Here is a 22,372-nt window from a genome sequence, read left to right as displayed (position 1 = left end):
TAAAGTCTTTGGCTTTGACCCAGATTTTCAATACTTTGTTGTCATTTCTTTGTCACTCTGAAGTGCTCACGTATGAATCCATCGTGCGAATAGGCGGTTACTAATTAATTATGTTGTCCACTATTGATCTTCGCGGTCAGACTCCCACCACCGCCACTCTGCGTCGAGTGTTGCCGCGTGGTGCGGCAGACGTTGATTCGATGATTCCCACGGTCAAGCCCGTTGTCGATGACGTGGCAGCCCGTGGTGTGGAAGCGGCGATGGAGTACTCCGAGAAGTTCGACCGTATTCGTCCGGTATCCATGCGCGTTCCAGCTGAGGTTATCGATGCCGCGGAAGCTGCGCTGGAAGACGATGTCCGCTCTGCTCTGCAGGAGTCCATCGGGCGCGTGCGCGCGTTCCACGCTGCTCAGAAGCCGAATGATAAGACTGTTGAAATTCTGCCCGGCGGCATTGTCCGCGAGAAGTGGATTCCGGTTTCGCGCGTCGGTCTTTACGTCCCCGGGGGCAACGCCGTCTACCCGTCGTCTGTATTGATGAACGTCATCCCAGCTCAGGAAGCTGGTGTGGAGTCCCTCGTCGTCGCCTCTCCGCCGCAGGCCGACAACGACGGCTGGCCGCACCCGACCATCCTGGCTGCCTGCAAGCTGCTTGGCGTGACCGAGGTGTGGGCCGTCGGTGGTGCACAGGCTGTCGCACTGCTCGCATACGGCGATGAAAACGAGAGCCTCGAGCCGGTCGACATGGTCACCGGTCCGGGCAACATCTTCGTTACCGCCGCCAAACGCCTGTGCCGCTCGGTCGTCGGTATCGACGCCGAAGCTGGCCCGACCGAAATTGCCATTCTCGCAGATAACACCGCTGATCCTGTCTCCGTCGCCTACGACCTGATTTCCCAGGCTGAGCACGACGTCATGGCCGCCAGCGTGCTTATCACTGACGACGCCGATTTCGCCGCCACCGTCGACCGCGAGGTCGAAAACCGCTACGAGGTCACCATGAACGCCGACCGCGTTCGCGAGGCGCTCACCGGCGATCAGTCTGGCATCGTGCTTGTCGACGACATGAATATCGGCATCCAGGTTGCAGATGCCTACGCCGCTGAGCACCTGGAGATCCACACCGAAAACGCGCAGGCCGATGCCGAACGTATTACGAACGCTGGCGCAATCTTCATCGGTCGCTTCTCGCCGGTGCCACTGGGCGATTACTCGGCCGGCTCTAACCACGTGTTGCCGACCTCCGGCACCGCCCGCCACGCCTCGGGCCTGTCAACGCACACCTTCCTCAAGTCGGTCCACATGATTGACTACAACGAGGCCGCGTTGAAGGAAGTTGCCGACAGCGTGGTAGTCCTGGCCAACGAAGAACGACTGCCAGCGCACGGCGAGGCCATCCGTGCCCGCTTTGAGACGCTTCTCGGCTCTGAGATCAATGGCGCAGAAAAGGGGAACAACTAATGAGCAACCAGCCTGAGAATCAGCCACAGCCGTCGGTGGCCAAGTTGGCGCTGGCAGATTTGCCACTGCGCGACGAACTGCGCGGCGAGGAAGCCTACGGTGCTCCGCAGCTCGACGTCGATGTTCGCCTGAACACCAACGAAAACCCGTACCCGCCATCCGATGACCTCATCGCCGACCTGGTGGCGCAAGTGGAGAAGGTCGCCTCTGACCTCAACCGCTACCCGGACCGTGACGCAGTAGCACTGCGCAGCGCACTCGCCGACTATGTCACCCGCCAGACCGGCGTGGACATCACCGTCGACCAGGTATGGGCCGCCAACGGCTCCAATGAGATTCTCCAGCAGCTGCTGCAGGCATTTGGCGGGCCGGGGCGCAGCGCAATGGGCTTTGTGCCCAGCTACTCGATGCACCCGATCCTCTCGTCCGGCACGCAGACGGAGTTCATCGGCATCGACCGCGACCCGGAGACCTTCGACATCGACATGGATAGTGCGCTCGCGGTCATTGCCGAGCACCGTCCTGACGTCATCTTCATCACGACTCCGAACAACCCGACTGGCAACCTGACCACGCTCGCTGACCTGCGCCGCATTATTGAAGCCGCGCCGGGCATCGTCATTGTCGATGAGGCCTACGCCGAGTTCACTGAGGAGCCGTCGGCGACAACGCTGCTGGCTGAGTTCCCGTCGAAGCTGGTTGTCTCCCGTACGATGAGCAAGGCTTTCGACTTCGCCGGAGGCCGCCTCGGCTACTTCGTTGCTAACCCAGCATTTATTGATGCTGTGATGCTCGTGCGTCTGCCATACCACCTGTCGACGTTGACGCAGGCCGCAGCCACGGTTGCACTCCGCCACTCGGATGCGACGCTGTCGACCGTCGCAAAGCTTGCCGACGAGCGTGACCGCGTCGTAGCCGCCCTGAACAGCTATGGCTACGACGTGATTGACTCGTACTCCAACTTCGTCTTCTTCGGTCGTTTCGCCGATGCCGCGACGGCATGGCAGAGCTTCTTGGATGAGGGAGTACTCATCCGCGATGTTGGCGTGCCCGGTCGTCTCCGTGCCACTATTGGTCTGCCCAGAGAAAATGATGCGCTGCTGGCGGCGGCCAAGAAATTGGCAGCGACCGCGCTGGCTTAAGCGAAATGCTGCCGGTACATCCCACTACAAGGAGAGATCTGACTTATGCACTTCAGTGATAAGGACCATCTGGAGGCAGAGCGCACTGAGCGCGTTGGCCGTGTCGAGCGCGCCACCCGCGAATCGAGCATCGTCTGCTCGGTGAATCTCGATGGCACCGGCAAGACCGATATTTCGACCGGTCTGCCGTTCTTCGACCACATGTTGACCGCTTTCGGCTCCCACGGCAGCTTCGACCTGACTGTGCACGCCAACGGCGACACCGAGGTCGATGCGCACCACACGGTGGAGGATACCGGCATTGTGATGGGGCAGGCCTTCGCCCAGGCGTTGGGGGACAAGTCTGGTATTCGTCGCTTTGGTGACTGCTATATCCCGATGGATGAAACGCTGGCACACGCAGTGGTTGATGTGTCTGGTCGCCCGTACTTCGTTGGCACTGGCGAACCAGAGCAGATGTTGACTGCCGTTATTGGTGGTCACTACGCAACGGTTATCAACGAGCATTTCTTTGAGTCCTTCGCCCTAAATGCCCGTATTGCGCTGCATGTTCGCTGTCTCTACGGGCGCGATCCGCACCACATCACCGAGGCTGAGTACAAGGCTGTGGCCCGTGCCCTGCGTGCTGCCGTCGAGGACGACCCGCGCGTCCACGGTGTGCCGTCGACCAAGGGCACTCTGTAGGTCGCAGCTGAAGTAGACGGCCGCTGTAGGAAACCGGAAAATCCGCCTTAGCTGGCATTTTAGGGGAATCGATGGTAACAACGTCTGTAGACGTGCTTTTAGCGCAGGTGTCTACCGCATCGACGCTGAGCACTTATTTTTTGTTCATTGTCGCTGGTCTGCTGGTGGGCGGAACATGGTCACTCTATAAATCCGGATCGAGGGTCGGAACAATTGTCCTTGGTCTCTTATCTGTGATCGCGCTCGCCGGCGCAATTTTGTGGTTGATAGGAGTGATGGAGTAAATGGCGTCCCGGGTGATGGACCGCAGGCAGTTGGACGAACTGGACAGCATGTGGAAAGCGCCCGGACTAGTACCTACGCTAGTCGCCGTGATGGCCGCCTTCGGTGGCTGGTCACTCCTCATGCCTGTCATTCCGCAGGCAATTCTTGACGATGGCGGTGGAACCTCGCTCGCCGGTGCCTACACCGGTGTTTTTATGGCCGCTACCGTTCTCACACAGACGCAGACTCCACGTATGTGTCGCCGTCTTGGCTACGGCATGACCATGCTGATTTCAGGTCTGTTTCTGGGCTTGCCGACGATTCTGCACATCTTTGGCACCGATGCTGCTTTGGTGCTCATCATTGCGGTTCTCCGCGGTATGGGCTTCGGTGCGTTGACTGTCGCCGAGTCCGCATTGATTGCCGAGCTAGTGCCAATGAAATTTCTGGGTAAGGCCTCTGGCGTTCTCGGTGTGGCAGTTGGTTTATCTGAGCTCATTTTCTTGCCACTAGGACTAATCATTGCGGACAAGACGGGTTCTTACACCCCTGTTTATGTCCTGGGCGCCGTCATCTCGCTTGTCGGTTCGTTGATGGCACTCTTTATCCCGAAGATTAAGCCAGCGCCGAAGGAGGGCAAGGGCGGCAAGGAAGACGTCGGCGATCCTGTGCCCGGATCTGCAGCAACTCAGCCGAGCCCCGTTGAGCACGTTGCCACATGGAAGCTGGTGGCCATTCCCGCGCTCGCAATTTGCACGATTGCGATGGGCTTTGGTGGTATTTCCGCATTCCTTGCCCCGGCAGCTCGCGAAATTGATCTGGTCTCCGGTGCGGTTGTGGCTGGCCTGTCGCTGTCTGTTCTCGGTGGCGCGCAGATGGTGTTCCGTTATTTCGCAGGAATCTACGCCGACCGGAAGTCGGAGGCTGGAATTCTGCTGATTCCGGCATTGATCAGTGGTTTTATTGGCCTGCTGATGATGTCCGGCGTGGTTCTCTTTGATCTGTCGGCCTGGCTGCTGCTGGTTGCGGCCATTTTCTACGGCGCGGGCTTCGGCATAGTGCAAAATGAGGCTCTGCTGCTGATGTTTGCCCGCCTGCCGCGTGACCGTACTGCTGAGGCCAGTGCCTTCTGGAACATGTCCTTTGACTCGGGCACTGGTATCGGCTCGTTCGTTCTGGGAGCCGTAGCCGCGGCTGCACTCCGTCCGTACCCGGCTGTCTTTGCCTTTGCGGCAGCTCTGCTGGCAGTTGGCCTCATTGGTGCGGTGCTCGACCGAATCATCGGAAAGCACCGCGTGGCGGAATACCAGAACACCCGCGCTACGCTGCGTCGTCTGGGAGATGCCGTGAAGCGTCGTACGCCGGAGGCCGCTGTGCGTGTTGCCCGCCCGGCAAAGAATGCAGTGACGCGTTTGACGGTTCGGGACCGCAAGAAGAAGTAACTACACACAAAGAGACATTTGAAAAAGAGTGGCTGCGCAAGTTCTTGCGCAGCCACTCTTTTTGGTTATTAGATGCAACCCCCGGCGTGGGGCAGCCGTGCCTGTTTACGCGACGGCGACGTCCATCTCGGTGAAGAGAGCCCGCAGGCGGGTTTCGATATCGTCGATAAGCGACTGGAGCTCATCGTCTGTGAGACTGTCCGGATCTGCGACATCCCATTCCACGTAACGGTCGCCGGGGACTGCTGGTGTCTCGTCGATGCCCATGAGTACGACAACGTCGGCGCGGTGGGAAACGCGGGGAGTAATGGCCTTTTGGGTGAGGCGCGAGGTGTCCACGCCGCGGTCATGAAGAGCCGTGACGACGCGCGGGTTCAGGCCGTCTTCTGGATTGAGGCCGATAGTGCGGATAAAGACTTCGTCACCAACCAGGTGGTAGGCCAGGGCAGTGGCAATCTGGCTGCGGCCGGAACCGCGGCTATCGGCAAAGAGAATCTCTTGGCGAGGGGCGAAGTCCGCACAACCGCTTGCGGCCTTGATGCGTTCGGTGGCCTCGCGTTCGGCGAGGACCGGGAGGAAGTTAGTCACCTTCGCAGAGCTGGACAGCTCTTCAATGACGTCGTCGAGGATGGAATCGATAGTCGCAGCATCGCAGGCTGCACCGTAGAGCCGGTGAAGGTCCTCGCGGACAATGGCAAATGATTTACTAAGAATGGATGCGGTAGTCATAGCGTCGGAGCCTCTCTGTGAAAAGTAATCAGTGGTATTCGGGATAAATCAATAACTTAGTTAACCTGTTGTTAACCTTGAGTTTACCAAAGTATTCGGTAGTTGTATACCAGCGTTTTTGCCTGTCCAGGCAGTTTTCTTGGGGGAAGTGGCAAACATCGATTCCCAGCGCCTTAAAATGTCCAACTATGGAACAAGTCTCACCTTCGACGAAGACCCCGACCGTTGCCATCCTTGATTACGGCTCCGGTAATTTGCGTTCAGCTGAGCGCGCTGTGGCCACCATGGGTGCCGAGGTTATTGTGACCGCCGATCCGAAGACCGTGATGGAGGCCGATGGCCTGCTCGTTCCCGGTGTCGGTGCCTATGCCGCATGCATGGAGGGTTTGCATCGAGTTCAGGGGCCGCGCCTGATTGGCTCTCGACTCGCAGGTGGTAGGCCAGTGATGGGAATTTGCGTTGGTATGCAGGTGCTCTTTGATCGCGGCGTCGAGTACGCCGACGGCATCCACGCAGTGGAGACCGATGCTTCTACGACCGTGACCGGCACCCCGGGTTGTGGTGAATGGTCCGGTACTGTCGAACGTCTCGAGGCATCAATTCTGCCGCACATGGGCTGGAACACTGTTGAAGTGCCGGAAGGCTCAAAGATGTTTAAGGGGCTGGAAGATCAGCGTTTTTACTTCGTCCACTCCTACGGTGTGCGCAAGTGGGGCCTTGACACGGATTCTCGCATCGCTGCGCCGTTGGTGACCTGGTCTGCCCACGAATCCGATAGGTTTATCGCCGCCGTGGAAAACGGTCCGCTGTGGGCCACGCAGTTCCACCCGGAGAAGTCTGGTGAAGCAGGGCTGCAGCTGCTGCAAAATTGGGTAGACACACTGTAGTTGCCCTATCGGTAGTATCTGCCCTAACCGCACTACCTGGTAGGTGACGAAATTTAGCCACCTAGACCACCTATACTGAGATAACTAGCAACAAGCGTCATGGCGAGAATGGCCACGACGCCCAAAAGTCGAAGAGAGTAGAGCCCCCATGAGTTTGACCCTGCTGCCCGCTGTAGACGTAGCCGATGGCCAGGCTGTGCGCCTTGTTCAGGGTGCTGCTGGAACCGAGACTTCCTACGGTGCGCCACTGGAAGCTGCCATGAATTGGCAGAACGCAGGCGCTGAGTGGATTCACCTGGTCGACCTCGACGCCGCATTCGGTCGCGGTTCGAACTACGATTTGCTTGCCGACGTTGTGGGCAAGCTCGACGTGAAGGTGGAGCTCTCCGGCGGTATCCGTGACAACGCTTCGCTCGAAGCTGCGCTGGCAACTGGCTGCGCCCGCGTCAATATTGGCACCGCCGCACTGGAGAACCCGGAGTGGTGCCGCGAGGTTATCGCCAACTACGGCGACCGGGTGGCCATTGGCCTGGACGTCCTCAACGAAGAGGGCCAGTGGCGCCTGCGTGGCCGCGGCTGGGTCTCCGACGGTGGTGACCTCTGGGAGGTGCTGGAGCGCCTGGATGCTCAGGGTGCATCCCGTTTCGTGGTGACTGACGTCTCCAAGGACGGCACCTTGCAGGGACCGAATGTGGAACTGCTGCGCGAGGTCGCTGCTGCTACCGATGCTCCAATCGTCGCTTCCGGCGGTGTCAGCAGCCTGGACGACATTGCAGCTATTGCCACGCTGGTCGATGAGGGGGTTGACTCCGCAATTGTGGGTAAGGCGCTCTACGCAGGGCGTTTCACCCTGGAAGAGGCCCTGGCAGTAGCTCGCGGCTAAAGAGAACACTTTCGTGGCCGGGCCGGGGAGACGTCGTCAAGCGAAAGCGTTAACGAGCAAACGGCACCCCGGCTGAGACGGCGGATGAAGGACTTAGAAAGTATGGATGCCCTGGAACCGCGGGCGATGCTCGCTATTGCTGAAGCGGCGCTCGATGAGGTTGAAGGCCTGTTCACGCAGCAGGTGGGCGCGGACCCGGTTGTCATGAAGCCACGCGGGGATTTCGCGACGGAGACCGACCTGGAAATTGAGCGTCGTCTGCGCCAGCTCCTCACGCAGTATTCCGGCCTGCCCGTCTACGGCGAGGAATTCGGTGGCAAAGTCCCCGAGGAACACACCGCCTGGGTCATCGATCCGATTGACGGCACCACGAACTATTCCAACGGCTTTCCACTGTGTGCCATGCTGCTCACGCTCATGCATGAGGGGGAGCCGGTGGTCGGCATTACCTCCATGCCTCTGCTGCGCCGTCGTATCACCGCAGCTAAAGGTAGCGGCACATTTGTCAACGGCCGTCGCGTCAACATCGATGCCGAGGCCGGTCGCCCGGTTTCGATTGCCTTCGGCTCCGTCATTGCGAGTACCGACGGCACACTCCCACGTAAGTGGCGCCAACTGTTGCTGTCAAAGGTGGGCGAGCGCTATCCGACGATCCGAATTACTGGCTCTGTCGGAGTGGACTTGGGCTCCACCGCGATGGGGGCATTCGGAGGCACGGTGACTTTCTCACCGCATGTGTGGGATAACGCAGCTGGTGTACTGCAGATTTCTGAAGCTGGTGGCGTGGTCACAGACTTGGCAGGCAATCCCTGGCGGCATGATTCCGTAGGCGTGCTGGCGGGAACTCGAGACGTTCATGCCACACTGCGGTCGATTATTGACAAACTGGGCCCTCCGGAGACTTTCCGGAGCTAAACCGTGGGCGACGCCCCGAGCTGGGTGGTTGCGCAAACCGTAGAGCCACAACCTTGAGCTAACACGAGGAGAACTTAAAAACTATGTCTCTGGCAGTACGCGTGATTCCTTGCCTGGATGTCAACAATGGGCGGGTCGTCAAGGGGGTTAACTTTGAGAATCTCCGCGATGCCGGCGATCCGGTGGAGCTGGCCCGCCGCTATGGCGAGGAAGGCGCTGATGAGTTGACATTCCTGGACGTCACGGCTTCCAAGGATGGCCGTGGCACCATGCTCGACGTGGTGCGCCGCACCGCAAGTGAGGTCTTCATTCCGCTGACGGTCGGCGGTGGCGTGCGCAGCGTCGAAGATGTCGATCAGCTGCTTCGCGCCGGAGCCGACAAGGTCAGTGTCAACACCGCTGCGATTGCACGTCCGGAACTGCTCAGCGAGCTGTCGCGTCGTTTCGGTGCGCAGTGTGTTGTCCTGTCGGTGGATGCGCGTCGCGTTCCTGAGGGAGGCACGCCGCAGCCGTCGGGCTTCGAGGTCACTACGCATGGTGGTTCACGCTCAGCGGGGATCGACGCCGTCGAGTGGGCACGCCGCGGCGAGGAGCTCGGTGTCGGCGAGATTCTGCTGAATTCCATGGACGGCGACGGTACCAAGGACGGCTTCGACCTGGAGCTGCTGGAGAAAGTCCGCGCTGCCGTCGACGTCCCGGTGATCGCCTCTGGCGGTGCGGGTAAAGCGGAGCACTTCCCGCCGGCAGTGCGCGCCGGTGCCAACGCGGTGTTGGCCGCATCCATTTTCCACTTCGGCGAGGTCAGCATTGCTGAGGTTAAGGAAGAGATGGCCCGCGAGGGAATCGAGGTGCGCCAGTGACTGGTCTAGCCCCGGGCGCTGCAGCACACGGTGCAGGAGATGACCCGCGTGAGTACACACTCCCAGCGGATATCGCGAAGATCGCCAAGTTCAACGCTGACGGCTTGATTCCCGCTATTGTGCAGGAGGAATCAACTGGCCGCGTGCTAATGATGGCCTGGATGGACTCCCACGCGCTGGCGTACACCATTGCCACGAAGCGTGGCACATACTGGTCACGGTCCCGGTCGGAGTACTGGATTAAGGGGCTTACCAGTGGTCATTTCCAGACGGTGACTTCACTGGCGCTGGACTGCGATGGCGATACCGTACTGATGCAGGTAGTGCAGGACGGCGCGGCATGCCACACTGGCTCGCACAGTTGCTTTGACGTGCATCCCGTGTTCGAGGGCTAAGCAGCCAACCTTTGGCTGCCGAGGTGGGGATTTCGTCGTAAAGCGCGCCCACCTTCCGGCGAAGTCCGGGGTTGAGTGATGTGCAATCCGGGGTGCGTGGCACAATAGCGGCTATGACTCGTATCACCATGACTACGCGTGAGCGCTTTCGTGAACTGGCTGCACACCATCGGGTCGTGCCCGTGGTTCGCAAGGTTTTGGCGGACGGCGAAACGGCGCTGTCGGCCTACCGCAAGCTCGCGGCCGATCGCCCCGGCACTTTCTTGCTGGAGTCCTCCGATGTGGGGCAGTCGTGGTCGCGCTGGTCATTTATCGGTTGCGGCAGTCGTGCTGCGCTGACGGTGGATGATGCGGGGGAGGCAACCTGGATTGGCAATGCGCCGTCGGGTGCGCCAGAGGGCGGAAATCCGTTGGATGCTCTGCGTCGCACGCTGGAGCTGCTGCACACGGAGCTTCCGCTTGCCGACGATGCCTCGGTACCCAAGCTCACCTCTGGTCTCGTTGGCTACTTCGGGCATGACATTGTCCGCTACATCGAGCCACAGCTGCCGGATACCACTGACAATGATTTGCAGATTCCGGAGCTCATGCAGCTGCTGGTGGAGGATCTGGCTGCTTTTGACCACCACGAGGGTGTGCTGTGGCTGATTTCTAATGCAGTGAACTGGGACGGCTCGGATGAGCGGATTGACCAGGCGTATGACACCGCCTGTGATCGGGTCAATGCGATGGTGGAGCGGCTGTCGGGGTCCTCTGATCTGCGTCCGGCGGAAATTAGCTTCCCAGAGCCGGTGATTCGTCGCCAGCGCGCCGCCGACGACCACATGGATCGTATTGAGCGTTGCAAGGACCACATCCGAGCTGGTGATGCGTTCCAGATTGTGCTCTCGCAGCGGTTCGAGATGGACACGCAGGCGTCAGCATTTGATATCTACCGCATCCTGCGGGTTTCCAATCCGTCGCCCTACATGTTCCTGGTCAACGTTCCAACCAAGGACTTCTCCGCTACCGCTTTTCAAATTGTCGGTTCCTCCCCGGAATCACTCGTGGCAGTTCAGGGCAGTGAGGTCATCACCAATCCCATCGCGGGCACACGTCCGCGCGGTGCCACGGTGGAGCAGGACAATGCGCTGGAAGCTGATTTGCTGGCAGACGAGAAGGAAAATAGTGAGCATCTGATGCTCGTTGATCTTGGCCGCAATGACCTCGGACGTGTCTGCCGCCCGGGCAGTGTAGTTGTGCACGACTTCCGTCATATTGAGCGCTACAGTCACGTTATGCATCTGGTCTCTACGGTCACCGGCGAGCTTTCCAGCGACGCCACTGCCGTCGACGCGTTCGCGGCCACCTTCCCAGCGGGAACGCTGTCGGGTGCGCCGAAGCCTTCCGCACTGAGCATTATCGACAAGTTCGAAGACACGCGTCGGGGTGTTTACGGCGGCACTGTTGGATACTTTGACTTCCGGGGCAATACCGATCAGGCAATTGCCATCCGCACAGGTGTGAAGAAGGGCGATACGGTCTATGTTCAGGCTGGCGGCGGAATTGTCAGTGACTCTGACCCGGTGGCAGAGGATGAGGAGACCCGCAACAAGGCCGCGGCCGTGCTGCGAGCTGTCGCGGCAGCTGAGACACTAGTCCCAGCGGAAAGGAGCTAGGTTTTCGATGAAGTCGACAACGATGCTCTCCGGTGGCCTCATTGGTGTGGCCGCAGCGGGAATGTGGTTGTGCAGCCGTAGTGCGTGGCTGACGGTCGATACTGTTGATGACAAGTCCGGTCCAGCGACCACAGATTTGGTGGGCGCCGTCTGGGCTCCAGAGTTGACGTCGATTGCGCTGGCAATGGTAGCTGCACTGTTTGCCACCACCATTTTGGGCTCACTGGGGCGCCGGGTTGTCGGTGGTCTCGCGGCGCTGCTCGCAATTGCGGCGTCGTGGACTCCGATGACTCTGCTTGCCAGCGGAGAAGACGGTGTGGACTCCCAGCGGGCACTGGATTTGTTGACGTCGGGAAGCGCCTCACAGCGCGCCAGTGATGCGGTGACTGTGGCAGACTGGGCGCAGATCTCAGCGATTGAAGTGCATGCGATGGGGCCAGCCCTGGCCTTGCTGTGCTGCGCATTGGCGCTGGTCGGGGCGGTATTGTTGGTGCGTCGACCGGGTACTGTGAAGAAGCAGAAGTCCAGCGCGTATGAGACCCCGGAGGTACGCCGTCAGCGTATCGCTGAGGATCTGGAGGAAGACCCGCAGTCGGGTCGAGTTCTGTGGGATGCTTTGGATGCCGGTGTAGATCCTACGGATCTGGATAAGGAGTAAGGCTGTGGCTAACGTTCTGGACAAGATTATTGAGGGCGTGCGGGAAGATCTCGCTGCTCGGGAAGCCAAGATTTCCTACGGTGAAATCAAGGAGCTCTCGCTGAAGGCGCCGTCGCCGATTGATGCCGTGGCGGCACTGGCTAAGCCCGGGGTGCAGGTGATTGCAGAGGTCAAGCGTGCCTCTCCGTCGAAGGGAGAGCTGGCTGACATCCCTTCGCCGGAGGTCTTGGCGGCAGAGTACGAGCAGGGTGGCGCGGCTGTCATTTCCTGTCTGACTGAGGAGCGCCGCTTCCGCGGTTCGCTCGCCGACCTCGATGCCGTGCGCCGCGCGGTCAACATTCCAGTGCTGCGCAAGGATTTCATCGTCACTCCGTACCAGGTCCATGAGGCCCGCGCACACGGTGCCGACCTGGTGCTGCTGATGTGCTCCGCTTTGGATCAGCCGACGCTGGAATCCCTGCTGGATCGCACCGAGTCGCTTGGCATGAACGCTCTGGTTGAGGCGCACACCGAAGAAGAGGTCGAGCGCGCCGAGGCCGCTGGTGCCAAGATCCTCGGCATCAACGCCCGCAATCTAAAGACTCTCGACGTGGATCTCTCCGTGTACGAACGCCTTGCGCCGATGCTGCCGGATCATGTTGTGAAGGTGGCAGAGTCCGGTGTCAAGGGGCCGGAGGAACTGCGCTACTACGCCTCCCACGGTGCCGACGCGGTGCTGGTGGGCGAGGGCCTGGTCACCGCGGGCAAGCCGGGTGAGGCTTGCCGACGTCTCGTTGCCGCCGGTGTCCACCCGACACTCCGCAGCGAGTAGTGGTAGTCCGCGGTTGCGATAAGCAGCTGTACCACGCGGCGAACTTCGCCTCTTTGGGTTGCCAGCCACACCTGTTGTGCTGGCACGCCACAGTTTCTTAGGCCTTATGTCCCCGCAACGGGTGGGGATAGTCCACAATAGATAACTGTGAGTGACCAAGATTTCAAGAATCATGATGCCCGCGGTGACCGCCTGCCCACGATGGGTGAGGTAATCGCGGAGCCAACGAACCACGAGTCAGATGCCATTGGGCACTGGGGTAAGTGGGGCGGCCAGTTTGTGCCGGAGGCGCTGATGGCCGTTATCGGTGAGGTCACCGATGGCTACGCGAAGGCCCGCGTTGATCAGGATTTTCTCGATGAGCTCGACCGGCTGCAGCGTACTTATGTCGGACGTCCCTCGCCGCTGTACTACGCGGAGAAGTTCTCCGCTGATATCGGCGCTGACGTCTGGCTCAAGCGCGAGGATTTGAATCACACCGGTAGCCACAAGATTAATAACGTCTTGGGTCAGGTTCTGCTTGCTAAGCGCATGGGTAAGAAGAACATTATTGCCGAGACCGGTGCCGGCCAGCACGGTGTCGCAACCGCGACTGCCTGTGCGCTGCTCGGCCTTAACTGCCGTATCTACATGGGCAAGGTCGACGCAATCCGCCAGCGCCTCAATATCGCCCGCATGCGCCTGCTTGGTGCCGAGGTTATCGAGGTCGAGATTGGCTCGAAGACTCTCAAGGACGCAATCAATGAGGCCATGCGTTTTTGGGTTTCACACGCCGATGACACCTACTACTGCTTCGGCACTGCAGCCGGCCCGCACCCGTTCCCAACAATGGTGCGCGACTTCCAGCGCATCATCAGCGCCGAGGCACGCCAGCAGATCCTCGCGGAAACCGGCTCGCTTCCCGACGCTGTCGTGGCCTGTGTCGGCGGCGGTTCTAATGCGATCGGCGCGTTCCACCACTTCATCGATGATGAATCGGTTCGACTGATTGGCGCTGAAGCTGGCGGTGACGGTGTTGAGACCGGTCGCCATGCAGCACCGATTTCGGCCGCCGGTAATCCGGGTGTGTTCCAGGGCTCCTTCGCAGCCCTGATGCAGAACGAGGACGGTCAGATTACAGAGTCGCACTCGATTTCCGCGGGTCTGGATTACCCGGGCGTGGGCCCGGAGCACTCCTACCTGGCCGATATTGATCGCGCGTCCTACCTGCCGGTGACCGATACCCAGGCGATGCAGGCATTCCAGGACCTGACTCGGATGGAGGGCATCCTGCCCGCTATCGAGTCCGCACACGCGGTGGCTGCCGCCCGACTCATCAGCGATGATCTGAATGAAGAGCTGGGCCGTAAGCCGCTGATTATTGTCAATGTTTCCGGTCGCGGTGACAAGGATGTCGACACCGCTGCTAAGTGGTTTGATCTGATGGAGGAGTCCTAAATGAGTCTGAGTGACGTCTTTGACAAGGTCCGTGAGGAAAACCGCGCAGCATTTATCGGCTACTATCCAGCGGGTTTCCCGACCACCGATAAGTCGATTGAGAACATCAAGGCGATTGTCGACGCTGGCGCCGACATCATCGAGGTCGGTCTGCCTTTCTCCGATCCGATGATGGATGGCCCAACCATTCAGGATGCCGCCAACGTGGCTCTGGATGCGGGCTTCCGTACACGCGAGATTATGCGCGTGGTCCGCGAAGTTACCGAGCACGGCGGTACCTGTGTAGTCATGAGTTACTGGAATCCGATCCTCCAGTACGGGCCGGAGCGTTTCGCCGAAGATCTCGCTGCCGCCGGTGGTCGTGGCACTATCATCCCGGATCTCATCCCCGAGGAGGCCGGTCAATGGCAGCGCGCAGCTGAGGCCAACGGGCTGTCCAACATCATGCTGGTGGCCCCGTCATCGACCAATGAGCGTCTGCAACTAACTGCCACTGCGTCGACCGGCTTCGTCTACGCCACCAGCCACATGGGTGTCACAGGTGCCCAGGCCAGAGTCGACTCGGCCGCCGGCAAGTTGGTCGCCCGCACCCGCGAGGTCACTGATACTCCGGTGTGCGTCGGTTTGGGGGTCTCCAATGGGGCACAGGCCGCTGAGATTGCCGAGTTTGCAGATGGCGTAATCGTGGGCTCGGCACTGATTAAGGCCGCAATGAAGAGCACCGACGACCTGGTAACGCTCGCCCGCGAACTCGCCGCAGGTGTACGAGGAGAGAGCTAGCGCATTTATGAGTTCCACCCTAGTTCTCGCCGAAACTGCAACGACGTATCTTGCCAACATTCCTTCTCCGTCGCAGGGGGTGTGGCAGTTAGGGCCGCTACCACTGCGTGGTTACGCGATTTCCATCTTGGTGGGCGTACTAATCGGTATTTACTGGATGCAGCGCCGTTACGCGGCAAGGGGCGGAGACCCGGAGTTGGTTCTCGACATTGCCATTGCGGTGATTCCCGCTGGCATTATCGGCGGCCGTCTCTATCACGTCGCCACCGATTGGGAGAAGTACTTTGGCCCCGGTGCCAATCCCGCCGATGCACTGAAAATCACCAATGGTGGTCTCGGCATTTGGGGAGCTGTGGCTCTGGGAGTGCTGGCCGCGTGGGCGGTTGCTAAGTGGCGGAAGGTGCCGTTTGCGCCAGTTCTTGACGCGGCCGCACCTGCAATTATCCTTGGCCAGGCCATTGGACGTCTGGGCAACTGGTTCAACCAGGAACTCTACGGTGGCCCAACGTCGCTTCCGTGGGGTCTGGAGATTTACCAACGAGTTGATGAGTTTGGCCGGGTTGCCCCTGTCACCGGAACGTCGACAGGCGAAGTGCTGGCCGTGGTGCATCCGACGTTCCTCTACGAGATGGTGTGGAACGTCCTTGCCTGTCTGGTCATTGTCTGGGTGGACAGAAAGTTCAGGATGGGCGGAGGACGAGTCTTTGCGCTCTATGTCGCGGCCTACACTTTGGGCCGTTTCTTCATTGAACTCATGCGCGTCGATGACGCAACGCTGGTATTTGGTGTGCGTATTAATAGCATCACGTCGCTCGTGGTCTTTTTCTGCGCTGTAATTGCTTTGTGGATTCTACGGACCAAGAGCCGTGAAACCGCAGCTGAAGTCAGGGGAGAGTGCGAGGCTGCTGAAGCTCACAGTGTTTCCAACTGACGCATAGCCCGTTAAGGGACTAGGCTGGAGGCCGTGCTTAGACGAACGAAGATTGTATGTACCCTCGGTCCAGCAGTTGCTTCGCTGGAGGGGATTACCGGGCTGGTCAACGCCGGCATGGATGTTGCCCGTCTGAATTTCTCTCACGGTGAGCATGAGGACCACGCTCAGAACTACCACTGGGTGCGTGAAGCATCCGATGCTACGGGACGTGCGGTTGGTATTCTCGCCGATTTACAGGGGCCAAAGATTCGCCTCGGTCGCTTTAAGGAAGGCTCGACGTATTGGGCTGACGGCGAGATTGTGCGCATCACCGTCGACGATGTCGAAGGCACGCACGACCGCGTCTCCACCACGTACAAGAACCTCGCTGATGATGCCCGTCCGGGCGATCGCCTGCTTGTCGACGACGGTAAGGTGGGCCTGGAGTGCATCGAGGTAGATGGCAATGATGTGGTGTGCCGTGTCATCGAGGGCGGTCCGGTCTCTAACAACAAGGGTGTTTCCCTGCCGGGGATGAACATCTCGGTGCCGGCTCTGTCGGAGAAGGATATCGCTGACCTGCGCTTCGCTCTGAAGCTGGGGGTCGACTTCATTGCGCTGTCCTTCGTCCGTTCGCCTTCCGACGTCGAACTGGTCCATGCGGTCATGGATGAGGTTGGCCGTCGTGTCCCGATTATCGCCAAGCTGGAGAAGCCAGAGGCAGTCGAGTCTCTTGAGGCGATTATCCTGGCCTTCGATGCCGTGATGGTTGCTCGTGGCGACCTCGGTGTTGAGGTGCCGCTGGAAGATGTTCCGCTGGTTCAGAAGCGCGCTATTCAGATTGCCCGCGAGAACGCCAAGCCGGTCATCGTGGCCACCCAGATGCTCGACTCCATGATTTCGAATTCGCGCCCGACTCGTGCGGAGGCCTCCGACGTGGCCAACGCTGTGCTCGATGGTGCAGATGCCGTGATGCTTTCGGGTGAGACCTCAATTGGTAAGTACCCGCAGGCCACGGTGAAGACCATGGCTCGCATCGTTACCGCCGCTGAGCGCGAGGGGGAAGTTCCTGCGCTGACTCACATGCCGCGCACTAAGCGTGGTGTTATTTCCTACGCAGCTCGCGATATTGGTGAGCGCTTGAATGCCCGCGCTATGGTTGCTTTCACCACCTCGGGTGATACCGCTCGCCGTGTGGCACGCTTGCACTCTCGCCTGCCGCTGCTGGTATTCACTCCGAATCAGCAGGTTCGTTCGCAGCTTGCGCTGACGTGGGGCGCGGAGACCTTCTTGGTGCGCGAGGTTAACAGCACGGATGAGATCATGCAGGTCATCGATGAGCAGCTCTTGGCCATGGAAAACTACAACGCTGGTGACACGCTGGTCGTTGTTGCTGGTACCCCTCCAGGAAATGAGGGCAATACCAACATGATTCACGTCCACGTTATTGGCGAGGACGCACGCTAGCTCTTTGGCACATTTGAAAAGCCGGTAAGCCCTTTTGGGGCTTACCGGCTTTTTGCTAGAGCCTTTCAACCTGGGCTGTCTTTTTGTCCCTGTGCGCGGTGGCAAGTGGCCGACAAACAACCTTTACTTTGCCAGGTAGGACAGCACGGCGGCAGCGGCGGCAGAAGTCGCGGAGGTAGCCGTTGGCTTGAAGTCTGGCAGGAAGGTCGGCATGTGGTTCGATGGTACGTCTTCGACCACGCGGTCGGCAGCAACGGCGGCTTCCCACGTATCCCGAGGTGTGGCGCCAACTGTCCAGTAGACATACGGGCAGTTCAGGCCACGGGGAAGGTCTGAGAAGTCCTCCGACGCCGTCCACGGCACGGCATCGGTGGAGTCTTCGCCGAGAACAGCGTCCAAGACCGGGCGAATCGTGGCAAACGCGTCCGAATCATTGTCAGTGACTTCGCCGTGATCCGAGTAGTCAATCACAGGTTCAACCTCAGTACCGGAAGCCAGGCACTCGCCACGAACAACGCGCTCAATGCCCGCAATGAGCTTGGCGCGTACCTCGTTGGAGTAGTAGCGAATGTTCAGCACAATCTTGGCCTGACCTGGGATTGTGTTATTCGAATTGCCAGACTGCAGCGTGCCGACGGACAAAACACCAAACTCGTGGGGAGGAATCTCGCGCCCCACAATTCCTTGCAAGCGCAGAACGATCGCGGCGGCCAAGTACGTCGGGTCAATGGCGTTGTGTGGCATAGATCCATGCGCGGAGCGACCGGTCAGCGTGATGCTGATGGTGTCACAGCCAGCAAGTGCCGGGCCGGGCATGGTCATTACCTGACCTGCGGGGCCGGGAACAATGTGCTGGCCGAAGCACACATCTGGGGTGGGGATGAGGTCTGCCAGGCCGTCGTCAATCATGGCCTGTGCACCGCAGGCCAGTTCCTCGGCGGGCTGGAACAAGGCAATGAAAGTACCCGACCACTCAGACTTAGTCGCTGCCATCAGGCTAGCCAGGCCAAGACCAGCCGTCATGTGCATATCATGGCCGCAGGCGTGCATGACGGCGGTGGCGGAACCATCGCGGGCGGTACCGGTGGCTGAGGAAGCGAAGTCCACACCTGTTTCCTCGAAAACTGGAAGCGCATCGATATCAGCGCGGAACAGCACAGTGGGGCCGGGGCCATTTTCCATGACACCAACGAGGCCGTGGCCGCCGATTCCCTCATGCACTGTGTAAGTGCCCATGTCGCGAAGAGCACCGGCCAGATAAGCAGCAGTTTTCTCCTCTGCTTGAGACAGCTCCGGGTGCTGGTGCAGGTAGCGGTAGATTTCCCACTGCCTGTCCAACGGCACTCGATGGGTGGCGATGAGGTCGCGAATGCGGCTCAGTCGTGCTTCATTGTTGCTCACCTGGATTAAGACTCCTTACTTCTTTCTCTATTTTCTGCCCAGAGGCCTACAGTCGCGTTCCGTCCTCGACAAGCGGGTTGTACTTCAGGGAATTCGGCAGGCACTGGCACTCGGTCGCAATGTGAATGCTGTCCGAGATCTTCCCGGTCTCCCGTAGACGGTACATCTCTGGTACGACGCGGTCGCGCAGATCCCATGGGGAGATGGTGTTCAGATAAATCTTGGTGCCACCTTCAAAGCCGGCCAAGTTCGAGGTGCGCCACTTAATCATCACCCGCCATGGCATGCGGGCATCCAAATCGACAGGACGGTGATGCCATTCCTCATTGCATGGAATGGTGGGGCCGGCAGCGGCATGACAGGCGTGAATCAGATCCGACATGGCGTCGATTTCAGCGCGGGTTTGCAGCCACGGTTCGCAGATGTCCGACTTCGAGAAAATCTCCAGCGTGGGGTAGCGGTGTCCGAATCCGGCAAAAGCCACTGCATGCTCATTTTCCGCGATGATCAGATTGTGGCGGGCAGCATAGTCCACTGCGAATTCGTTGTAGATATTCGGGTTCTTGCGCACCGCTTGCACTTCGCGCTTGAGCTGCTCGCCGTGCTCATCGATGGCCACAAGCTGCTTGTGCAAGTGATCGAAGCTCGCGCCTGCCGGCTTCAGCCAGTTTTGGAAAGCGGCCACATAACGCACGTAGCGGTTCCGTCGGTACAGGTCAGCAATCGACTCGACGGTAAACGCAATGAGTGCGCGGTGCTCGGCAACGCTCAACGTGCCAGAAGAAGCCAGCTGGTTATCGTGAGTAGCGCCGTCCACAAAGTGACGACGGGCAACGATTACATCGTGGCCACCGGCGAAATAGCTCGGGGCTCGGCGCAGCAACTCCTCGTCGGAAAGCGAGCTGATTTCCTCTTCGCTGCGTCCAGCGGCGCGGTAGCGCGTGCGAATGATGTTGAGCACATGCTCGCGGCCCATCGGGTCGTCGAGGTAGGCCTCCATACGCTGCTGAGTCTCGCGGTCGGGCTCGAATCCGTAGTTGTCCGCCCAGTAGTCATACGAGACGATTTCGAACAGGTTGGGCACGCGGCGGAATTCCGCAGTGGTGTCGAAGAGCTGGTCAGGCAGTACTCCGGTCACTGTGGTGTAACCGCCGAATACTGAGTCATCGAGGACAACGCGGGCCTTCTCTGGTGGGGTTTGCAGCAGATTGTTCCAGCCGAAGGAATCGCGGGAACCAAAATCCTCCTCGCTCAGTGGCTGCGGATCCGTGTGCTTAATTCCCAGCGGCCGATTGCCACGACCGGGGACTGTCCACACCTGGGTGCCGGAAAAAGGATTGACTTGCTTCACCGTGCCGTCGGCAAGCGTGATGAGAGGATTGCTGAAAGCCTGCATAGGTTCAACACTACGTCTTTGCTGGCGGTCGGCGCGTCAACGTAGGGGGATAGGAGCTTGACGACGGTTAGTTATTGTCTGGCCGTCTCGCGTGGCTTAGCCTGTGAAGTTATGTCGAAGATTGTTTTTCACTGCCTGGTGAAGCCGACCGAATCGGAGGCGCTGGCCGAGGCATTTCGTACTAAGTTGAGTGAGTTTGACCGCGCCGGGCGAGTTAGTGATGTGGCTGTGTCGGTGGCGTCGGCGGACACTGACGCGCAGTTGGTGGAGCAGTGGGAGCGCGAGAACCCGAAGGAGCCGCTTGGAGAGAGGAAGGTATTCCGTTATCTCTTGAGCTTCGATCAGCACGGTGGTTCTCTCAATGAACTCGCTATGGACCTCTCGGAGCTACTGACTCCGCGTGCAGAATTGCCCCCGGATCCGGTGCTGCGTGAGTTCGACGAATTACTCGAATCTGTTGCGACGTATCCCTGGAATGTTGCCGTATTTAGGTAATTTCCTACCTAATTCGTGAAAAGCGGAGGCCTCCACGAAGCCGGTGCTTGGCTTGGCCAGCGGGTGTAGCGCGAAACGCTACGAGTTTTCCCAGCAATATGCCGTTGTATAATTATGTTCGCTTCAATATCTACAGTTGCCCAGTCCTTGTGCACACGACCTGTGCCACCGAGTTACGGCAACCGGGAAGTGGTCTACAACCGCTGACGGTTTGTTCTTCGTGGGCGCCATAATGGTTTCGCAGAGAGGTTTATTTTGAATATCGAGCAGAAGGTTTCGGGACTCTACGACCAGATTCTCACCCGAAACGCCGGTGAGCCGGAGTTCCACCAGGCAGTGGCAGAAGTTCTGGAGTCCCTGAAGGTCGTCCTGGAAAAGGATCCACACTACGGTGACTACGGCTTGGTTCAGCGTCTGTGTGAGCCGGAGCGCCAGATCATTTTCCGCGTGCCGTGGGTCGATGACCAGGGCCAGGTTCAGGTCAACCGTGGCTTCCGCGTTCAGTTCAACTCTGTGCTGGGCCCGTACAAGGGCGGTCTGCGCTTCCACCCGAGTGTGAACCTCGGCATCATCAAGTTCCTGGGCTTCGAGCAGATTTTCAAGAACTCCCTGACCGGCCTGCCAATCGGCGGCGGTAAGGGCGGCTCCGACTTTGATCCGAAGGGCAAGTCTGAGCTGGAGATCATGCGCTTTTGCCAGTCGTTCATGACTGAGCTGCACCGCCACATCGGCGAGTACCGTGATGTCCCGGCCGGTGACATCGGCGTCGGCGGCCGCGAGATCGGCTACCTGTTCGGTCAGTACCGCCGTATGGCCAACCAGCACGAGTCCGGTGTCCTCACCGGTAAGGGCCTGACCTGGGGCGGTTCCCTGGTCCGCACCGAGGCCACCGGTTACGGCTGTGTCTACTTCACTGAAGAGATGATGAAGGCCAACGGTGCTGACATCAATGGTGCCAAGGTCATCGTTTCCGGTTCCGGTAACGTCGCCATCTACGCCATCAGGAAGGCTCAGGAGCTCGGCGCTACGGTCGTCGGTTTCTCCGATTCCTCCGGCTATGTCTCCACTCCGAACGGTGTCGACGTTGAGCTGCTGAAGGAAATCAAGGAAGTTCGTCGTGCTCGCGTCTCCGAGTACGTGGCCGAGGCTGAGGGCGCAGAGTTCCACGAGGATGGTAACATCTGGGAGCTCAAGGCCGACGTCGCACTGCCGTGTGCAACTCAGAACGAGCTCAACGGTGAGTCCGCTAAGCTGCTGGTCGAAAACGGCTGCCGTTTCGTCGCAGAGGGCGCAAATATGCCGTCCACCCCGGAGGCCATTGAGATCTTCAAGTCTAACGGTGTCCACTTCGCACCGGGCAAGGCTGCTAACGCTGGCGGTGTTGCTACCTCCGCTCTGGAGATGCAGCAGAACGCGACCCGCGATTCCTGGTCCTTCTCCTACACCGATGAGCGCCTGAAGCGCATCATGACCAACATCTTTAAAAACTGCGAGACCACCGCAGCTGAGTACGATCACGAGGGTAACTACGTGCTCGGTGCCAATATCGCAGGTTTTAAGAAGGTCGCTAACGCAATGCTGGCTCAGGGCGTCATCTAGTTCGCATCGAGTCCGCTAACGTCTCCGCTTTACGACGGGTTCCCGGAGACCCCGCCCGTGGAGTAGCCAAAAAGCCCACGCTGTAAACTCCCTCCC

General features: G+C 59.5%; 21 protein-coding genes. 18 read left to right on the top strand and 3 right to left on the bottom strand.

Annotation, left to right across the window (positions count from 1 at the left end; all coding sequences use genetic code 11):
* Positions 1-110 precede the first annotated feature (110 nt).
* The 4 genes from hisD to HMPREF2787_RS07125 all read left to right on the top strand — a co-directional run bounded on the left by hisD (position 111) and on the right by HMPREF2787_RS07125 (position 4,992).
* The gene (gene hisD / locus HMPREF2787_RS07145; protein WP_070858890.1) at positions 111-1,460 is read left to right on the top strand and encodes a histidinol dehydrogenase; all 1,350 of its coding nucleotides are present in this window, start codon (positions 111-113) and stop codon (positions 1,458-1,460) included.
* Positions 1,460-2,602: a histidinol-phosphate transaminase gene (locus HMPREF2787_RS07140; RefSeq protein WP_070858889.1), complete on the top strand. Its 1,143-nt coding sequence runs from the start codon at positions 1,460-1,462 to the stop codon at positions 2,600-2,602. The genes hisD and HMPREF2787_RS07140 overlap by 1 nt, the downstream gene beginning before the upstream one ends.
* 45 nt (positions 2,603-2,647) lie before the next feature.
* Entirely contained in the window at positions 2,648-3,286 is a 639-nt protein-coding gene (hisB, locus tag HMPREF2787_RS07135) for an imidazoleglycerol-phosphate dehydratase HisB (RefSeq protein WP_005510321.1), read from the top strand.
* Between the two features lie 284 nt (positions 3,287-3,570).
* Positions 3,571-4,992, top strand: a complete 1,422-nt coding sequence (locus HMPREF2787_RS07125; protein WP_049182106.1) for an MFS transporter — start codon at positions 3,571-3,573, stop codon at positions 4,990-4,992.
* 105 nt (positions 4,993-5,097) lie between these two features.
* On the opposite strand, the gene HMPREF2787_RS07120 is transcribed toward HMPREF2787_RS07125, so the two are convergent.
* A complete protein-coding gene (locus HMPREF2787_RS07120) occupies positions 5,098-5,721 on the bottom strand; it encodes an arsenate-mycothiol transferase ArsC (protein WP_070858888.1) in 624 nt (207 codons plus the stop codon).
* A gap of 188 nt (positions 5,722-5,909) precedes the next feature.
* On the opposite strand from HMPREF2787_RS07120, the gene hisH reads away from it, so the two are divergent.
* The 12 genes from hisH to pyk all read left to right on the top strand — a co-directional run bounded on the left by hisH (position 5,910) and on the right by pyk (position 17,385).
* Complete coding sequence (hisH, locus tag HMPREF2787_RS07115) at positions 5,910-6,608, top strand: imidazole glycerol phosphate synthase subunit HisH (protein WP_070858887.1); 699 nt, start codon at positions 5,910-5,912, stop codon at positions 6,606-6,608.
* 148 nt (positions 6,609-6,756) lie between these two features.
* Positions 6,757-7,491 carry a bifunctional 1-(5-phosphoribosyl)-5-((5-phosphoribosylamino)methylideneamino)imidazole-4-carboxamide isomerase/phosphoribosylanthranilate isomerase PriA gene (priA, locus tag HMPREF2787_RS07110; RefSeq protein WP_016422946.1) on the top strand — a complete coding sequence of 245 codons (735 nt, stop codon included), beginning with the start codon at positions 6,757-6,759 and terminating at the stop codon, positions 7,489-7,491.
* 102 nt (positions 7,492-7,593) lie between these two features.
* On the top strand, positions 7,594-8,406 hold the full coding sequence (locus HMPREF2787_RS07105) for an inositol monophosphatase family protein (protein ID WP_070858886.1): 813 nt from the start codon (positions 7,594-7,596) through the stop codon (positions 8,404-8,406).
* Between the two features lie 83 nt (positions 8,407-8,489).
* Positions 8,490-9,266 (top strand): imidazole glycerol phosphate synthase subunit HisF, encoded by a 777-nt coding sequence (gene hisF, locus HMPREF2787_RS07100; protein WP_005510401.1) that lies wholly within the window; start codon positions 8,490-8,492, stop codon positions 9,264-9,266.
* Complete coding sequence (gene hisI, locus HMPREF2787_RS07095; RefSeq protein WP_070858885.1) at positions 9,263-9,661, top strand: phosphoribosyl-AMP cyclohydrolase; 399 nt, start codon at positions 9,263-9,265, stop codon at positions 9,659-9,661. Before hisF ends, hisI begins: the two co-directional genes overlap by 4 nt.
* 113 nt (positions 9,662-9,774) lie before the next feature.
* Complete coding sequence (locus HMPREF2787_RS07090) at positions 9,775-11,319, top strand: anthranilate synthase component I (protein WP_070566043.1); 1,545 nt, start codon at positions 9,775-9,777, stop codon at positions 11,317-11,319.
* Between the two features lie 7 nt (positions 11,320-11,326).
* A complete protein-coding gene (locus tag HMPREF2787_RS07085; protein WP_070858884.1) occupies positions 11,327-11,977 on the top strand; it encodes a TIGR02234 family membrane protein in 651 nt (216 codons plus the stop codon).
* 4 nt (positions 11,978-11,981) lie between these two features.
* Positions 11,982-12,788: an indole-3-glycerol phosphate synthase TrpC gene (gene trpC / locus HMPREF2787_RS07080; protein WP_016422942.1), complete on the top strand. Its 807-nt coding sequence runs from the start codon at positions 11,982-11,984 to the stop codon at positions 12,786-12,788.
* 147 nt (positions 12,789-12,935) lie between these two features.
* The gene (trpB, locus tag HMPREF2787_RS07075; protein WP_083296881.1) at positions 12,936-14,225 is read left to right on the top strand and encodes a tryptophan synthase subunit beta; all 1,290 of its coding nucleotides are present in this window, start codon (positions 12,936-12,938) and stop codon (positions 14,223-14,225) included.
* A complete protein-coding gene (gene trpA, locus HMPREF2787_RS07070) occupies positions 14,226-15,005 on the top strand; it encodes a tryptophan synthase subunit alpha (protein ID WP_070858883.1) in 780 nt (259 codons plus the stop codon). It abuts the gene before it with no gap.
* Positions 15,006-15,012: 7 nt separating this feature from the next.
* A complete protein-coding gene (lgt, locus tag HMPREF2787_RS07065) occupies positions 15,013-15,936 on the top strand; it encodes a prolipoprotein diacylglyceryl transferase (RefSeq protein WP_070858882.1) in 924 nt (307 codons plus the stop codon).
* A 33-nt stretch (positions 15,937-15,969) separates the two neighbouring features.
* A complete protein-coding gene (gene pyk, locus HMPREF2787_RS07060) occupies positions 15,970-17,385 on the top strand; it encodes a pyruvate kinase (protein ID WP_070858881.1) in 1,416 nt (471 codons plus the stop codon).
* A 123-nt stretch (positions 17,386-17,508) separates the two neighbouring features.
* On the opposite strand, the gene HMPREF2787_RS07055 is transcribed toward pyk, so the two are convergent.
* Positions 17,509-18,786, bottom strand: coding sequence for an amidohydrolase (locus HMPREF2787_RS07055; RefSeq protein ID WP_049182096.1), 1,278 nt, complete (start codon positions 18,784-18,786; stop codon positions 17,509-17,511).
* A gap of 46 nt (positions 18,787-18,832) precedes the next feature.
* Positions 18,833-20,182 carry a DUF4921 family protein gene (locus HMPREF2787_RS07050; protein WP_038625704.1) on the bottom strand — a complete coding sequence of 450 codons (1,350 nt, stop codon included), beginning with the start codon at positions 20,180-20,182 and terminating at the stop codon, positions 18,833-18,835.
* A 111-nt stretch (positions 20,183-20,293) separates the two neighbouring features.
* Between HMPREF2787_RS07050 and HMPREF2787_RS07045 the strand changes: the two genes are divergently transcribed.
* Together HMPREF2787_RS07045 and gdhA are read left to right on the top strand one after the other, a co-directional pair.
* Positions 20,294-20,677, top strand: a complete 384-nt coding sequence (locus tag HMPREF2787_RS07045) for a hypothetical protein (RefSeq protein ID WP_038625702.1) — start codon at positions 20,294-20,296, stop codon at positions 20,675-20,677.
* A 255-nt stretch (positions 20,678-20,932) separates the two neighbouring features.
* Entirely contained in the window at positions 20,933-22,276 is a 1,344-nt protein-coding gene (gdhA, locus tag HMPREF2787_RS07040; protein WP_070858880.1) for an NADP-specific glutamate dehydrogenase, read from the top strand.
* The last annotated feature ends 96 nt before the right edge of the window (positions 22,277-22,372 follow it).

Source organism: Corynebacterium sp. HMSC061H03, assembly GCF_001838215.1.
Lineage (GTDB): Bacteria > Actinomycetota > Actinomycetes > Mycobacteriales > Mycobacteriaceae > Corynebacterium > Corynebacterium jeikeium_D.
This window is presented reverse-complemented; position numbering and strand designations above follow the sequence as displayed.

Excerpts from the sequence above, each read along its gene's own strand:
- hisH (WP_070858887.1), top strand. The coding sequence starts at position 5,910 with ATGGAACAAGTCTCACCTTCGACGAAGACCCCGACCGTTGCCATCCTT.
- HMPREF2787_RS07105 (WP_070858886.1), top strand. The coding sequence starts at position 7,594 with ATGGATGCCCTGGAACCGCGGGCGATGCTCGCTATTGCTGAAGCGGCG.
- trpA (WP_070858883.1), top strand. The coding sequence starts at position 14,226 with ATGAGTCTGAGTGACGTCTTTGACAAGGTCCGTGAGGAAAACCGCGCA.
- HMPREF2787_RS07085 (WP_070858884.1), top strand. The coding sequence starts at position 11,327 with ATGAAGTCGACAACGATGCTCTCCGGTGGCCTCATTGGTGTGGCCGCA.
- hisB (WP_005510321.1), top strand. The coding sequence starts at position 2,648 with ATGCACTTCAGTGATAAGGACCATCTGGAGGCAGAGCGCACTGAGCGC.
- HMPREF2787_RS07090 (WP_070566043.1), top strand. The coding sequence starts at position 9,775 with ATGACTCGTATCACCATGACTACGCGTGAGCGCTTTCGTGAACTGGCT.
- hisF (WP_005510401.1), top strand. The coding sequence starts at position 8,490 with ATGTCTCTGGCAGTACGCGTGATTCCTTGCCTGGATGTCAACAATGGG.
- hisD (WP_070858890.1), top strand. The coding sequence starts at position 111 with ATGTTGTCCACTATTGATCTTCGCGGTCAGACTCCCACCACCGCCACT.
- HMPREF2787_RS07050 (WP_038625704.1), bottom strand. The coding sequence starts at position 20,182 with ATGCAGGCTTTCAGCAATCCTCTCATCACGCTTGCCGACGGCACGGTG.
- HMPREF2787_RS07125 (WP_049182106.1), top strand. The coding sequence starts at position 3,571 with ATGGCGTCCCGGGTGATGGACCGCAGGCAGTTGGACGAACTGGACAGC.
- priA (WP_016422946.1), top strand. The coding sequence starts at position 6,757 with ATGAGTTTGACCCTGCTGCCCGCTGTAGACGTAGCCGATGGCCAGGCT.
- HMPREF2787_RS07120 (WP_070858888.1), bottom strand. The coding sequence starts at position 5,721 with ATGACTACCGCATCCATTCTTAGTAAATCATTTGCCATTGTCCGCGAG.
- HMPREF2787_RS07140 (WP_070858889.1), top strand. The coding sequence starts at position 1,460 with ATGAGCAACCAGCCTGAGAATCAGCCACAGCCGTCGGTGGCCAAGTTG.
- HMPREF2787_RS07045 (WP_038625702.1), top strand. The coding sequence starts at position 20,294 with ATGTCGAAGATTGTTTTTCACTGCCTGGTGAAGCCGACCGAATCGGAG.
- lgt (WP_070858882.1), top strand. The coding sequence starts at position 15,013 with ATGAGTTCCACCCTAGTTCTCGCCGAAACTGCAACGACGTATCTTGCC.